Here is a 14,370-nt window from a genome sequence, read left to right as displayed (position 1 = left end):
ATCACACGCGTCAGCGGCGGAACAAAGGGGACAACATCATGGAACCGGTCGAATACCTGAGGTCGATAGCGCGGAGATGGCTGGCCGTCATCCTGCTCGGGGTGCTGGGCGCCGGGGCAGGATTCGCCTATGCCACGTCGCTGCCCCTCCTCTATCGGGCCACGAGCAGCGTCTTCGTGTCGAGCCCGCGCGGCGAGACCACCAGCGAGCTGGTTCAAGGCTTCACCTTCACCGAAAAACTCGTGCAGTCGTACGCACAGTTGGCGACGATGCCCGCCGTGCTTCAGCCGGTGATCGACCAACTCGAACTGGACACCACCCCGACAGCTCTCGCCTCCAGAGTCTCGGCCTCGACACCGCTGAACACTGTGATCATCGAGGTCACCGTGGTCGATAGGTCAGCGGAGCAGTCAGCAGCGATTGCGAACGCTATCACCAGATCACTCGCAACGACGGGGCAGGAACTGGCACCCCAGGGCCCGGCGGGCTCGCCGTCCGTCACGCTCGAGACGGTTTCCACCGCCCAACCGCCCGCCCGCCCGTTCTCGCCCAACACGCCGCTCATCGTCGTCACCGGCCTCCTGCTCGGGCTGGGACTGGGTGTGGCCTACGCGGTCTTGCGGGACATGCTCGATGCCCGGGTACGCGACGAGAAGGACCTCGAGCGGGTCACCGACGCTCCGCTGCTGGGTAAGGTCGGTCAGAAAGGCCGCAAGGACCCGACCGGCGTCGCCATGCGGGTCATGCCGCGGAGTCCCCTCGCCGAGGCCTACCGGCGTATCCGGGCGAATCTGGAGTTCATCGACGTCGACCATCGCCCGCGCACCATCGTGGTGACGTCGGCCGTCACCAAGGACGGCAAGTCGACCACCTCCGTGAACCTGGCCCTCGCCCTCGCTGAGCGCTCCTCTCGGGTACTCCTGATCGATGCCGACCTCCGGCGGCCGAGCATCGCCGATATCTGCGGGGTGGACGGCGATGTCGGTCTCACCACCGTACTGGTCGGCGCGATCTCCCCCGACGAGGCGATCGTGCCCTGCGGCGACAGCCTCTCGGTGCTGTCAGCGGGTGCGCTACCGCCCAACCCCGGCCAGCTCCTGGGCTCCGACGCCATGCGCAGCCTGTTGGGAATGTTGTCGGAACGCTTCGATTACATTGTGATCGATTCACCGCCGTTGCTGTCCGCCACGGACACCCTCGGGCTCGCCCACCTCGCTGACGGCGCCATCGTCGTCGCCCGCTACCGCACCACCAGACGTGCCCAGTTGAAGGACACCATCGAGTCCTTGGAGAACGTCAACGCCCGTGTCCTCGGTATCGTGCTGAACTTCGTGAAGGAGCGCACGACGCCCTCCTATTACGGGACGGAGTCCGTGCCCGACGCCACCGCCCCGGCCGCCACCGCCACGAAGGCGGGCGAGTCCGGCCGCGCGCCGGCGACCCCGCTCGGCGCGACCGGTCGGCGCGCCGCCCAGGCCAGCGAGAAGACGACGGCCGGGTAATGCTCGTCCTGCAGTCGTTCCCGACCGGCCGCTCCACAACCAACCCGTATCTGGTGCAACTGGCCGACCAGCTGGCCCCGGACCCGCAGGTTCTCGGATTCAGTTGGCGGCGGGCACTGGCCGAGCCGTATGACGTGTTCCATGCACACTGGCCGGAGGCGCTGTTGCATGGCTCGACGGCCACGCGGAGTTTGGTCAGGCGTCTCCTCTTCCGCGCTCTGCTGGTGCGATTGTGGCTGCGCCGCAATCGCACAGCGGTCGTGCGCACGGTGCACAACGTGCGCAGTCACGAGGACGGCAACCGGGCCGAGCGCGCGTTGCTGGCCCGGTTCGACCGCCGCACCACGCTCTGGATCCGACTCAATCCGACAACGGAGGTACCCGCGGGGTCGCCGGTCCGTACCATCGTGCACGGCGATTACCGGAGCTGGTTCCAATCCACGCCCGTCGAGCGTGCCGTGCCTGGGCGGGTGGTGTATTTCGGTCTGATCCGCCCGTACAAGGGCGTTCCGGATCTGATCGAGACGTTCTCAGCCCTTCCCGCCGGCCCGGAGGGCGATGCGCTCTCGCTCCGGGTGATCGGCCGCCCCACCACGGCTGACATCGGCGCTGAGGTTCTGCTGGCCGCTCTGGCAGATGACCGGGTCTCGGTGTCCCTGGGTCACGCGTCCGACACCGAACTGGCCAGGGACGTGACCCAGGCCGAGCTGGTCGCTCTGCCGTATCGCGAGATGCACAATTCGGGCGCCGCCATGCTCGCGCTCTCCCTGGGGCGGCCGATCCTGGTGCCGTCGAATCCGGTCACCGAGGCGCTCAAGGTTGAGGTCGGTCGAGGCTGGGTTTTCACGTACCGAGGCGTGCTCACTGCGGCGCTCCTGGGCGGGGCGCTGGCGCGGTGCCGGGTCGAACACCCGGCCGGGTCCACCGCCCGTCCCGACCTGTCGGCACGGGCCTGGTCCGTCATCGCCGACCAACACCGGGAAGCGTATGCCGCAGCCCTGTCTCTGCTGCGTGGGAACGCCGACCGGTCAGGGCGCGTCGCCGAACAGCCAGTCGTCGGCGGCGAGACGGCCATCGATGGGCGGCAGATCCTGGAGCACAGCGAACTTCGAACGGTCCGCCCGTAGGGCGCCGTCCACGGCCGTCGCCCACTCCTGGGGGCCGGCGGATGCCCTGAGGACTGCGTGACCGTGGGCCTCCAACCACCCCGCTAGGCCGGTCTCGCCGCTGGTGACAATAGTGCTGCCGTGCGCAAGTCCCTCGCAGATCGGCAGGCCCACCTGCTCGCGCCAGCCGGGCGCCGGCTGTGACGGCAACACGAGCACGCTGGTTCGGCGTAGATGGGCATGGATACCGGCCCTGGACGGATCGATATGCAGCTCGACAGCGGCGTCGGCGTCGGCGAGCGCCCTGGCCCGGCCTTCGAGCGGTCCGCTGCCCAGAATGACCAAACGGGCGTCTGGACGCCATACCTTTAAATAAGGCCATGCATCCAGTAGTTGTGGGAACCCTTTTCGGGCGGCCAGCGCGCCCAGGAAGACGATCTGGGGTGCGGACGGGCTGCCGTCGTCCGCGCACGAGCATGCAGCAGGAAGTGCGGGAATGTGGGTGCGCTGCGCGGGGCCGGCAGCGGTGCCGAACACCGACGCGTAGGTGTGCTGCGCCGCCTCCGTGCCGAAGGCCACCCTGTCGAGCGAGGCCCAGACGAACCGAGCCAGCAGCCGGTCCTGCAGCCTGGTCAGCCGTGCCCGCCCATGTGCCGGGCGCGCGAACGGGTTGGCGTTCTCGATGGCGTAGCTCACGCACTGTGTGCGCGGGCCGCCGAAGCGATGCCGCAGGCGCAGCACAGCAAGGGCCAGGGCCGTCCGTCGCAGACTGGCGAGCATCAGGGGCTCGTTGACCTCGAGCTGCCGTACCTGGGAGCGGGCGAGGAGCCAAGCGGCCCTGACGGGTCCGGCGGGTACCAGGTCGAGATCACGGGCGAGGGCACGATCGAAGTCGTAGCGCGTCGCCCGGTAGAGGATGGTGGCCGGGGCCAACACTCTGGCACGTTCCAGGTGCGCGGAACGCACCGTCTGATACAGCCGCGCGCGCTCGGCGGCGACGCCGGTCATCGCACTGCGCTCCGGGAGTATTCGCTGTACACAGCGCCCAGAGATCCGGATACCATGCCGGCGCCTCTCGCGACAGTTCGCATGCCTCGGGCGCGGTGGCGCAGCTGCCCGGTGAGAACTCCGGCACAGCAGCGGAGCGAGCCGATGGCCAGTCGGGCCAGGCCGAGAGTCAGCAGGCTCGCGCGCAGCAGGAGCCGTCTGGCGGGCCGGGTGCCATCCAGGACCACCCGGCTGGAGGCGTTTCCGATGCGGTAGGCCTTGCGCAGCACCCAGCCGCGGGTCAGCCGGGACGCGGGCACCACATCGATGACCACGGCCTCATCGCACCAGACCATGCTCCCGCCACGCTGAACCAGCTGGCGGGTGAACAGGCTGTCCGACCCGCCACTCAGCCCAAACCGGCCGTCGAAACGCAGCCCGTTCGCCCGCACCCAGGGCAGGTGAAGCAGGAGGTTGTTTGTGGCCGCGACAGTCACCGGGGTTCCCGTCGGCATCCTGCGCCTGTCGAAGAAGCGACCGGCCTGCACCCATTGGCTCGGCGTGACGTCGTACCGTGACACCACCGGACCCACGACGGCGACCGGTCGATACCTGCGGTAGGCGGCCAGCAGCGTCGCCAACCAGGGCTCGGTGGGGCGCTCGTCATCGTCGATGAAGACGAGCAGTTCGCCGGCGCATCCATCGAGCGCGCGGTTCCTGGCGCTGGCGATCCCCGGCTCGGGTTCGTGGGCGTACCGGATCGGCGCCTGGGTTCCGGCCGCCCTGACCTGTTCTTCCGCTCCGCCCACCGGATCGTTGTCGACGACGAGGATGTCGATATCCTCCGGCGCGGCCAGGGCCTGGTGGACGAGGATCGGCAACAGCTCGGCGAGGTCGGACGGGCGACGGTAAGTGAGGACCGCGATGGTCACCCGCTCGGTCACGGCAACCGTCCAGCAACGAGGTCGTCGAATCGGGCCGTCGCCGGGGCGTTCGTCGTGGAGCCCCCGAGGTACAGGGCGATGCCGATCCCGCCCGGCACCTGCATGGTTGGCGTCGTGTCCGTTGCCTCGACCTGCCAGATGGTCGGTTCGCTCTGCGCAGTCGGCCACACCCGGGCGCGCAGCGTGGTCGGTGACGTTCCGGACACTTGGAGCCGTATGGTGATCTTGTCGCCCACGGCCGGTTTCAGCCCGGGTACCAGGAGGGATCGCAACGCCGTCGATCCGTGCATCGCTTGAAGGGTCACGGTGCCGTCGGCGTTCAGCCGGACCCGGGCACGGTAGTCGTCGGGGGCGACGGTGCGGCCGAGGAGCGAGAGGTACGTCCCAGATCCGGTCGCCGCTTGCTGCACCGCTGCGACGACGCGAACGTCAGTGGCAGTGGACGACACTGTGCCGAGCGTGGCGGTTTCCATGGCGCCGGCTGTCGGTGAGCGCAGCGTGGCCACGCCCGCACCGACGGAGTAATTCGACGACGAGCCGGTGGTCGACCAGGCCCCACCGAGGTCGGCGACGCCGAGGCCGGCGGCCACCGTGCGGCCGAAGGCGTCCGTGGCCACGTCGCCTCCGACCGGGGCGACGGTCACAGGGACCGGTGTCACTGTCGTCGCGGAGGCGCCGACGTCGTCGGTGACCGTGAGGGAGACCTGGTAGGTTCCCGGCGCCGCGAATGCGTGCCTGGCCGTGGCGCCGGTGGCCGTGGCGCCGTCGCCGAAGTCCCACGCGTATCCGGCGATGGTGCCGTCGGAGTCGGTGGACCCTGCTGCGTCGACGGCGATGCTCAGATTCGTGGCCGTCGTGGTGAAGGCGGCCACCGGGGGCGCATTGGCGGGTGTGGGCGGTGGAACCGCCCCGGTCTGACCGGCCCAGAGGTTGTCGAATGCCGCAGTGACCGGCACCGTGGTTGCCGTGCCGCCCAGGTACAGGGACAGTCCGATCGACCCCGCCTTCTGCAGAGACGCCGCACTGTCCGCCGCCGTGACCTGCCAGTCCGTCGGCTCAGCTGTTCCGGCGCGCCAGATCTTGGCGCGCAGGGTGGTCGGCGACGTGCCGGTGACCTGCGTTGTGAGATTCAACTGATCGCCCGGTGCGTAGAGCAAACCGGAGATGGTGGCTGCCTTGAGAGTCGTTGCCCCGCGCAGCAGCTGCAGTTGGACCGTACCGGTCGCGGACACCTTGACCCTGCTGCGGTAGTCCTCGGTGCCGATCGTGCGACCGAGCACGGACAGGTAGGCGCCGGAGCCGGTCGCAGCCTGTTTCAGGGTGGCGGAGACCCGCACTTCGGTGTCGGTCGAGCTCACTCCCGGCAGGGTGGCGGTGGCGGTCGAGCCGGCGGTGGGTGCACGGAGCGTGCCTGTTCCGCCGGCCACCGCATAGTTGCCTGTCGAGCCGCTGACCGTCCATGCCCCGCCCTGGTCGGCCAGGCCGAGCCCTCCGGTGACGGTGCGTTCGAAGGCGTCCGCCGCGAACGAGCTGGTCGTGGGGGCGGAGGCCACCGTCACGGTGCGCACGGTGGTGGCGGTGGCGCCGTCGTCATCGGTGACACTGAGTTTCACCGCGTAATCCCCCGCGGCCGCGTAGCCGTGGCTGGCCGTCACACCGGTCGCTGTCGCGCCATCGCCGAAGTTCCAGGCGTACCCGGCAATGCTGCCGTCGGCATCTGTCGAGGCGGAACCGTTGACGCTCAGGGCCAGCTCGTCGATCGTGGCGTCGAAGGCCGCGGTCGGCGGAGAGTTCTCCGGCTCCCCTGCCGTTCCCGTGGTGAAGTGGCGGCGGATGGCGACAGCTCCGATGTCACGTGCGTACACTGCGACCTCGTCGATCACGCCGGCGAAATACGGGCTGCTCGACCCCCAGGTCGGGTCGCCGCCCACCCGCCAATAGCCGGAGTAGGCCTGGGCGCCGGTCTGCGGGTTGGTGCCGACGACAGCGCCGTCGACGTAGAGCGTCATCCCGCTGCCGGACTGGACCGCGACGACGTGATGGCGGCGACCGTCGTTATAGGCGTTCGGTGTGGTGATGGTGTTCGCCGTGCCGGTCCAGGTTCCGAAGACCAGCCTGCCGTCGTCCTGGAGATAGACGTGCCTGTCGTAGTTGCCGGACAGACCGGTCTGCTGGTCGCCGAAGCCGATGATCTTGCCGCCCTGGGTCGACGTCGTCGAGAACCAAGCTTCGAGGGAGTAGACGCGCGGATCGGTCACCTGTGCCGTGCTGCTGACAATCCCGCCGGAGAAGGTGGCCGCCGTGTTGCCGGTGCCCGTGACCAATCCCGCAGCACCCCGGGTGACCTGGCCGGAGTAGGTCCCGGGGGTCATGGCCCGCGACGAGTCCGCGGCGACGGAGCCCGACGTTTCGCCCAGGCGCCAGTACAGTTCGGGGGCGGCGTTGTACACGGCAGCGCCATAGGCGTCCGTCGGAGCGACGGGAACCGGCGAGGTGCGCCCGGAGGCTTCGTAATGCGCGATGACCTGGGCGAGGCTGAGCGGTGCCTGGTAGACGGCGACCTCGTCGATGTCGGCGGAGATGAACGAGCTCGACGGCTGGCTCGGCCACCCGCCGATGCTGTCCCCTCCGATCCGCCAGTACCCGGTGTAGGCCTGGCCGCTGGTGACATCGGAACGCTGGGCGACCTTGCGGCCGTCGATGAACAGCACCATGCCCGCCGAACTCAGAGTCGCAACGACCTGATGCCAGCGGCCGTCGTTGTAGGCGGTGGTGCTGTTCACCGTGCGCACGTCGCCCGGGTAGACGCCGAACCAGATCTTGCCCGAGTCGTCCATGTAGACATGCCGGTCGTAGGAGGAGGAGGTGCCGCTGCTGTTTGCACCGAACCCGACGATCTTCCCCCCCGTCGTGCTTGTGGTCTTCACCCACGCCTCGACGCTGAACGTGTCGGTTGACGGCTGCGCGATGTCAGTGGATGCATACCCGTTCGCGCTGCCGTCGAATGCGGCGGCAGTGCCTGAGCTGCCGATGATCGCTCCCTGCGCACCGCGGGTGACTCCGGAGTGGACGCTCAGGTCGAGCCCGGAGACCCAGTCGAAAGCCGTGCTGCCACTGGATTCGCCCAGGGGCCAATACGAGTGTGCGGAATCTGCGAGAACTGCCGTGGTGTACTCGCTCTGCGAGCCCGCGGCGACGGTCACCGACACCGAATTGCCAGTCTTCACGTTGCCGAACGGGTCGGTGACCCGCAGCCTGTACGAGTAGGCCCGGCCGCTCGTGAGGCCGGTGTCCGTCCAGCTGAGGAGGGGACGGTTCCAGTCGGACGAGGCGGCGACGATGGTCTTGACGCTCACCCCGTCGCGGAGCACCTCGTAGCTGAGGTTCTCGTTGTCGCGGTCGTAGTTGGCCTGCCAGCTCAGCCGGGCCGTTCCGGAGACGAACGAGGCCACCGAGGGCACGAAGTCGGCGCCGGTGAGGCGCGGGCCCTCCTTGTTGGGGGCGATGGCGGAGGTGGCGAAGCGCACCAGACCCTGTTGCTTCTTGTTGTTCACAATGGTGAATTCGCCGCCGTAGAGCACGTAGTCCTGGTTCGCTGCGACGCTCCAGGGACCCTGGCCCTGTCCGGTGTAGGTTCCGGTGTTGATGTCCGGGTAGAAGGTGAGCAGACTCGGCCGGGGGGTTCCGGCAAAGTTGTAGTAGCCAAGGGGATCGGCGGTGATGGTCCCGGTGGCCTGCATACCGAAGGTGAGAGTGCGGTGGTACGTCCACGGGGTGGCCTGAGGAAATCCGCCGATGTTGCCGCAGTAGTGCGCGTGACCCGTGGTGTACACGGCGTCCCGGACCGGAGCTGCCGAGTAGGTGTCGCCGTGGCAGTCTTCCAGCCAGATCAGACTGCCGTCCGTCCAGCTCGCTCGGAAGGCGCCCTCGAGGTTGCCGCCGGAGCCGAAGACGTACCCGGTGCCGAAGACTCCCTCTGGCGAGGAGGTCAGGCTAAGGATCGACGCTTGCGGCCCGCCGTTGCGCACCAACGAGTTCACCTTCCACGGCAGAGATGTCCCGGTGGTCGCATCGGTCGCGGCCATCCCGTAGCCAGGTTCCGAGGCGCCGTTGTAGGCCGTGAAGCTGCCTCCGACGATGACCTTCGCACCATCGGGCGACACCGTGAGAGTGTTGACGGTGCCGCCGGTCGGCTTGCCCGTCCAGGCCTGCACAGCTCCGGTGCCGGATGAGAAGGCGGCGAGGCCCTGACGGGCGACACCGTTGGCGGACGAGAAGGCGCCGCCGACGTAGACCGTTGACGCGCTCACGCCCACGGTGGTGACCCGGGCATTGACCTGCGGCGCCCATGACGTGACGAGTGCGCCCGTGCTGGTGGTCACGGCGGCCAACCGGTATCTGGCGACACCGTTGATCGCCGTGAATGCCCCGCCAAGGTAGATCCGGCTGCCGTCAGGGGACGCGACGATGGACCGGACCGCGCCGTTGACGCTGGGGGCGAACGTCGTCGACAGCACACCGGTGGTCAGGTTGTACGCGAGCAGGTTGTTGCGTTCCACCTCGCTGGTTCCCGCGGCGGCTCCGGCCGGGCGGGCGCGAGTGAACTCGCCACCGACGTAGACGGTGTTGCCAACGATCACCTGCGTCCATACCACTCCGTTGATCTGCGTCGTGGGAAGCGCGTCGGCCGCCACCGTCGTCGGTGTCCCGGCGCCGTCGGGTGCCGTGTCCGCCTGCGCGGGGGGCACGGGTAGAAGCAGCGAGGCGAAGATGGCGACGACGACGCAGACTGCGAGGATCAGCCGGCGCAGGGTGGCAGATGACGGCATCGGGACACGTGGCGACAGGAACAGGGCCGGAGCACCCATGAATGCCTCAGTTCGGGTAGGGAGGGTCGCCGTCGGGTGGCCACCGCACGCAGTGAGCATAGTGACGATGTCTCACGACCCGCTGTCCCCTTTTCGGGGCTGGGGTGGGCGTTGACATCTCGGGCGCTACGCGGGCGCCTCGCCCTCGAAGACGACGATCGGGACGCCCACCGTGTAGTCGACGCCGATCTTCACCCGGCCGCGTTCCTCAACGGGAACCGCGAAGACGAAAACCCCCGTGACGGTTCCGCCGGCCGCGACCTCGCCGGGGAGAGGGACCGCGCCAGGCTGTTGCAGGTCGATCATGGGCAGCTGCTCCGTTCCGGCGTAGAGGTTCACGACCGTGGACAGGAGGGACACCGTCGCACCGGTGTCGTTGCGAACGGTCAGGGTGAATCGGAGCGCGGGGCCACCGACCTCGCCCGGGCCCTGGGCCACGCCCTCGACGGACTCCAACCCGTCGATTCCGAAGACGACCCCAGGCACGGGGGCGACCTGCTCGGTGAGGGGAACCGGAGGCAGTTCAGCCAGCGGAGCGTTCGACCCCTCGGTGGGCGCGGGAGCCGGGGCCTCGGTCGTGACCTGCGGCAGCGTCGCGGCCGGCGGATCGCTGGGCGTTGTCGGCGGTGCGGACGGCTCCGGGGGCGTCGCGCTTGCCGTCGACGCCGCTCCCGTCGCCCCCACCAGGGGCGATCCCCCGCCCTGCGACAACCAGATCGTGGCCACGAGCAGGAGAACCGCGACACCGACGACCCCGGCTACTCCCACCCAGCGCCAGCGTCGAGGTGACGTGGCAGAGGTTGGATCCGGCTGCTGTGTTGCCATGGGGGCTCCTGACGGTGATGCTGAGCGGATGGGCGAGCCGGTCGATTACCTCGTGCTGTCATCTAGACACTGTCCCGACCGTCTGCCAAGGGGGTGCTACCGCGCACCGGTGCCCGTCGGCGTGGGCGGGGGCGTGGGAGTCGGCGTCGGCGTCGGCGTCGGCGTCGCAGGCGGGGTTGTGACGGCCTCCTGTGGAATGGGAGGTGTCGCCGTGGGGACGGGCTCTCCGGTCGGGGTCGGGGTCGGGGTCGGGTCGGCCGTTGGGGCCGGCTCGGGCGCGACCGGCACCGTGACATCGATCGGTTGCGTGATCGTCACCGCCGAACCGTCGGCATCCGTTGCCGTGAGCGCGACTTGATAGGTGCCCGCTTTCGCGTAGTCGTGGTTCTGGGTGGCCCCGCTCGCGCTCGTGCCGTCGCCGAAGTCCCACACGTAGGAACTCATCGGGGCACCGGATGGCGTCGTCACTGCCGAGGCGTCCACGGCGAGGGTCAATCCAGTCGCCGTGGCGGCGAAGCTCGAGCCGCTGGGATCGACCTGACGGTTTGCCGCGGCACCGCGCACCGTAATACTGACCGCGTTACCGGTCTTGGTGTTGCCGCGCGGGTCGGTGACCTTGATGCGGTACGAATACGTACCGGCGGCAAGGCCGCTTTCGGTCCAGGTCAGTGTCGGCCGCTTCCAGTCCGTCGACCGCCCGGTCAGGGTTGCGACGGTTGCACCGCCGCGCTGCACGGCGTAGGTGAGCAGTTCGTTGTCGCGATCGTAGTTCGAGGCCCAACTGACCTTGACCGATCCCACCGCCGGGGAGCTGAGTGTGGGCACGAAGTCGGCGCCGGTCACTCTGGGTCCCTCTTTGTTCGGTGCGATCGACGCGATGGCGAACCGGACCAGACCCTGCTGCTTCTTACCGTTGACGGAGGTGAACTCGCCCCCGTACAGCACGTACTGCGCGTTGGCGGCGACGTTCCATGGCCCCTGCCCCTGTCCGGTGTACGTTCCCGTGTTGATGTCCGGATACCAGGTGAGCAGAGACGGCCGCGGCTTTCCGGCGAAGTTCGTATAACTGCCGACGGCGTTCTTGGTGATGGTCCCTGTCGCATTCATCGAAAACGACAGTGTGCGGTGATACGACCGTGGATTCGTCTCGCCGAACCCGCCGATGTTGCCGCAATAGTGCACGTGCCCCGTCGTGTAGACCACGTTCGCGGTCGGGGCCGCTGAGTAGGTGTCACCGTGACAGTCCTCCATCCAGGTCAGGGTGCCGTCCGCCCAGGTGGCCCGGAAGGTTCCCTCGAAGTTGCCGCCGCTGCCGAAGTCGTATCCCGTGCCGAAGACTCCCGCGCTGGTGGAGGTGAGACTGAGGATCGCCGCGGTGCTGCCGCCGTTGCGGACCACGGAGTTGACCTTCCAGGCCGACGCTGCACCCGTTGTCGCATTGGTTGCCGCCATTCCGTACCCGGGATTGTTGCTCCCGTTGTAACTGGTGAAGGACCCGCCGATGATCACCTTCGTGCTGTCGGGGGAGACCGTCAGCGCGCTCACCGTGCCGCCGGCCGGTTTACCGGACCAGCCCTGCACAGCGCCGTTCGAGAGCGCGAAGCTGGCCATGTAGGTACGGGCCTGCCCGCCGGCGGAGGTGAAAGCACCACCCGCATACAGTGCCGATCCGCTCACGGCCAGCGCGGCGACCCGACCGTTGACCTGGGGCGCCCAGGAGGTGACCAGAGCCCCGGTGGACGGGGTGAATGCGGCCAGCCGGTTGCGGGTCGTCGACCCGGCCTTGGTGAAGGTGCCGCCTGCGAAGATCCGCGAGCCGTCCCTGGCCGCCACCAGCGCACGGACGGTGCCGTTCATGTTCGGATTGAACGAGGACAGCGCTCCGGTGGTGAGGTCATAGGCCAGAAGGTTGTTCCGCACGACCTCGTTGGTGCCCGCCGCCGAACCTGCCGGCCGCGCACGAGTGAACTCGCCGCCGACGAAGACAGTATTTCCCACGATCAGCTGGGACCATACGACCCCGTTGATCTGGGGGGTCGGCAAGGCGTCGGCCGCGACGGTGGCGGGGGTGGCCGAGTCGGGCGGGTTGGTGTCGGCCACCGCTGCCGTGCCGGTCAGGACGGCCGCCACGCTCAGGACGATGACACTCAACAGGGCGAGGAGCGGGTTCCGGGCACGCGAGATCATCATCAGCCTCATCCATCCGCGGCCGGCATTCGGGTGACCGGCACGATTTGGTGAGTATATGATGAATTCTCAGCTGCGCTGCCCCCTCTTCGGGGCGCACTGCTCCCGTGCGGCATCCTGGCGCAACGGCGGAATCCCGCGTGCACGGGCACGCGGGATTCCGGTGATGCGAGCCGCAGTGACGCGGCGACTGGTGACTAGCCCTTGTGCACGACGACGGCTGCGCCGTCGGGCGTGTAGAAGTTGCGGGCCAGGTCGATCTTGGTGGTGGACTTGGCGATCACAGCACAGTTGGACACCTTGGTGTCGCGCCCGAAGGTGTTGTCGGCGATCTTGACGCCCTGCACCGGGCCGTAGGACTTCTCGGCGATGTTGACGGTGCAGCCGCCTCCGTTGGCGTAGTTGCCGGTGAAGGTGAAGTTGGAGACCTTCCCGGTGTCCTGGGTGATCTGGATCCCGGAATTGAAAGCGCCGCTGATGTTGCTGTTGGTGACGCTGATGTTGCTCCCCTTCTGGATCTGGATCGAGTCGTCGTGGCTCGGGCTCCCGCCGTGGTTGGGGTCCTTGGCGTAGTGCAGGTTGTCATGCAACCAGGACTTGTCGATCGAGACGTTGCCCCCGGTGAGGTGGATGCTGTCGATCACGCCGTGGATGTTCACTCGGGTCGCGGTGAAGTTGTAGCCGTAGATCCCCATCGCATAGGGAGAGGCCGTCGAAGGGAACAGTTCGGTGTCGATGATCTTGAGCCCGGCATTGCCGCCGAGGTTGTTGATCAGCGGGGCGACCCCGGTGAGCTTCTTCCCTCGGATCACCGAGTTCTTGATGGTCACGTTGGGGGCGCTGATCTTCACCAATCCCCGGACATCGAGACCATCGATGACGGTACCGGCGGCCGTGACGTTCAGGTCTCCGTTGTGCACGGTGAGCTTGGTTCCGGCCGGAACGCCGGTGTTGCCGCTGCCCGGGGTGCCGGTGGGGGCCGGCGCCGGAGCGGGCGCAGGGGCCGGAGCCGGGGCCGGCGCCGGCGCCGGCGCGGGAGCCGGCGTCGCCGACGTCGTGCCGAAGCTCACTCCGGTCGTCTTGAGCTGCACGCTGGCCTGGCTGCTCGTGAGGGTGAGGGAGCCGTTGTGGCCGGACTGGAGGGGCAGGGTCACGGTGGCGGACGGTTTTCCGTCCTTGGTGGCCGTGAAGACAGTCTTCTGGGCGCCGTTCGGGCCGATGGACGCCTTGACGAGCGTGCTCTGCCACGCGCCGGAGCCCGTGAGGGTGAAGGTGACGGAGGTGGCTCCTGCCGGGATCGTGCCCAGCGGGATGGTCTTCTGTCCGCCGGACGGAACGACCACGGTCTCGAGAGCTCCGGCAGCAGCCGGGGCGGCCGGCTTGGCCGGGGCAGCCGGGGCGGTCACGGCGACATCAGTGACGGTGGTGTTCAACCGCACGCTGGCCTGACTGCTGGTGAGCGTCAGTTTGCCGTTGTGACCGGACTGCAGGGGCAGGGTCACGGTGCCGGAGGGGTTGCCGTCCTTGGTGGCCGTGAAGACCGTCTTCTGGGCGCCGTCGGGTCCGATCGACGCCTTGACCACGGTGTCCTGCCAGGCGCCGGCGCCCTGGATGCTGAGGGTGACGGACGTTGCCGTCGCGGGGAGGGCGCCCAGAGAGATGGTCTTCTGGCCGCCCGACGGCACGACGACGGATTCCAGGGCGGTCGACACCGCGGCGGCCGCCGCGGCGGAGACTGGCGTGGCCGGGGCAGCCTGGGCGGGAGCCGCCGCGAAGCCGGAGAGGCCGACGACGACGGCGAGAGCAGCAGACGCGGCGATGAGCGGCCGCTTGCGGACCGCCGACCGGTCGGAGCCGGAGTAGGAGAGGTTGTCGGTGGAGGGGACTGTCGGTGTAGACGAGGAACGCTGAAGTGTGGAGATCATGGAGAAAAATGAAATTTCTGTTGGTG

The 14,370-nt window shown here is 68.5% G+C and carries 8 protein-coding genes; 2 read left to right on the top strand and 6 right to left on the bottom strand.

Annotated elements, in window-relative coordinates:
* Positions 1 to 38: 38 nt before the first annotated feature.
* Entirely contained in the window at positions 39 to 1,502 is a 1,464-nt protein-coding gene (locus tag DOE79_RS14910) for a tyrosine-protein kinase domain-containing protein (protein WP_162942777.1), read from the top strand.
* Positions 1,502 to 2,629 carry a glycosyltransferase family protein gene (locus tag DOE79_RS14905; RefSeq protein WP_181445824.1) on the top strand — a complete coding sequence of 376 codons (1,128 nt, stop codon included), beginning with the start codon at positions 1,502 to 1,504 and terminating at the stop codon, positions 2,627 to 2,629. The genes DOE79_RS14910 and DOE79_RS14905 overlap by 1 nt, the downstream gene beginning before the upstream one ends.
* Here the strand turns inward: DOE79_RS14905 and DOE79_RS14900 are convergent.
* The 6 genes from DOE79_RS14900 to DOE79_RS20605 form a co-directional block, all read right to left on the bottom strand.
* Positions 2,531 to 3,616: a glycosyltransferase gene (locus DOE79_RS14900; RefSeq protein ID WP_120339185.1), complete on the bottom strand. Its 1,086-nt coding sequence runs from the start codon at positions 3,614 to 3,616 to the stop codon at positions 2,531 to 2,533. The two genes, DOE79_RS14905 and DOE79_RS14900, sit on opposite strands and share 99 nt — an antisense overlap.
* Positions 3,613 to 4,539, bottom strand: a complete 927-nt coding sequence (locus tag DOE79_RS14895; RefSeq protein WP_120339184.1) for a glycosyltransferase family 2 protein — start codon at positions 4,537 to 4,539, stop codon at positions 3,613 to 3,615. Before DOE79_RS14895 ends, DOE79_RS14900 begins: the two co-directional genes overlap by 4 nt.
* Positions 4,536 to 9,368 (bottom strand): LamG-like jellyroll fold domain-containing protein, encoded by a 4,833-nt coding sequence (locus DOE79_RS14890; RefSeq protein ID WP_120340367.1) that lies wholly within the window; start codon positions 9,366 to 9,368, stop codon positions 4,536 to 4,538. Before DOE79_RS14890 ends, DOE79_RS14895 begins: the two co-directional genes overlap by 4 nt.
* Positions 9,369 to 9,533: 165 nt before the next feature.
* Complete coding sequence (locus DOE79_RS20610) at positions 9,534 to 10,232, bottom strand: hypothetical protein (protein ID WP_162942776.1); 699 nt, start codon at positions 10,230 to 10,232, stop codon at positions 9,534 to 9,536.
* 96 nt (positions 10,233 to 10,328) lie between these two features.
* A complete protein-coding gene (locus DOE79_RS14875) occupies positions 10,329 to 12,422 on the bottom strand; it encodes a PKD domain-containing protein (protein ID WP_162942775.1) in 2,094 nt (697 codons plus the stop codon).
* Positions 12,423 to 12,616: 194 nt separating this feature from the next.
* On the bottom strand, positions 12,617 to 14,344 hold the full coding sequence (locus DOE79_RS20605) for a hypothetical protein (protein WP_162942551.1): 1,728 nt from the start codon (positions 14,342 to 14,344) through the stop codon (positions 12,617 to 12,619).
* Positions 14,345 to 14,370: the final 26 nt, after the last annotated feature.

The organism is Cryobacterium soli (assembly GCF_003611035.1).
GTDB classification, from domain to species: domain Bacteria; phylum Actinomycetota; class Actinomycetes; order Actinomycetales; family Microbacteriaceae; genus Cryobacterium; species Cryobacterium soli.
This window is presented reverse-complemented; position numbering and strand designations above follow the sequence as displayed.

Bases quoted from the DNA above. Each gene is read 5' to 3' on its own strand.
- DOE79_RS20610 (WP_162942776.1), bottom strand. From the start codon at position 10,232: ATGGCAACACAGCAGCCGGATCCAACCTCTGCCACGTCACCTCGACGC.
- DOE79_RS14900 (WP_120339185.1), bottom strand. From the start codon at position 3,616: ATGACCGGCGTCGCCGCCGAGCGCGCGCGGCTGTATCAGACGGTGCGT.
- DOE79_RS14910 (WP_162942777.1), top strand. From the start codon at position 39: ATGGAACCGGTCGAATACCTGAGGTCGATAGCGCGGAGATGGCTGGCC.
- DOE79_RS14875 (WP_162942775.1), bottom strand. From the start codon at position 12,422: ATGATGATCTCGCGTGCCCGGAACCCGCTCCTCGCCCTGTTGAGTGTC.
- DOE79_RS20605 (WP_162942551.1), bottom strand. From the start codon at position 14,344: ATGATCTCCACACTTCAGCGTTCCTCGTCTACACCGACAGTCCCCTCC.
- DOE79_RS14890 (WP_120340367.1), bottom strand. From the start codon at position 9,368: ATGCCGTCATCTGCCACCCTGCGCCGGCTGATCCTCGCAGTCTGCGTC.
- DOE79_RS14905 (WP_181445824.1), top strand. From the start codon at position 1,502: ATGCTCGTCCTGCAGTCGTTCCCGACCGGCCGCTCCACAACCAACCCG.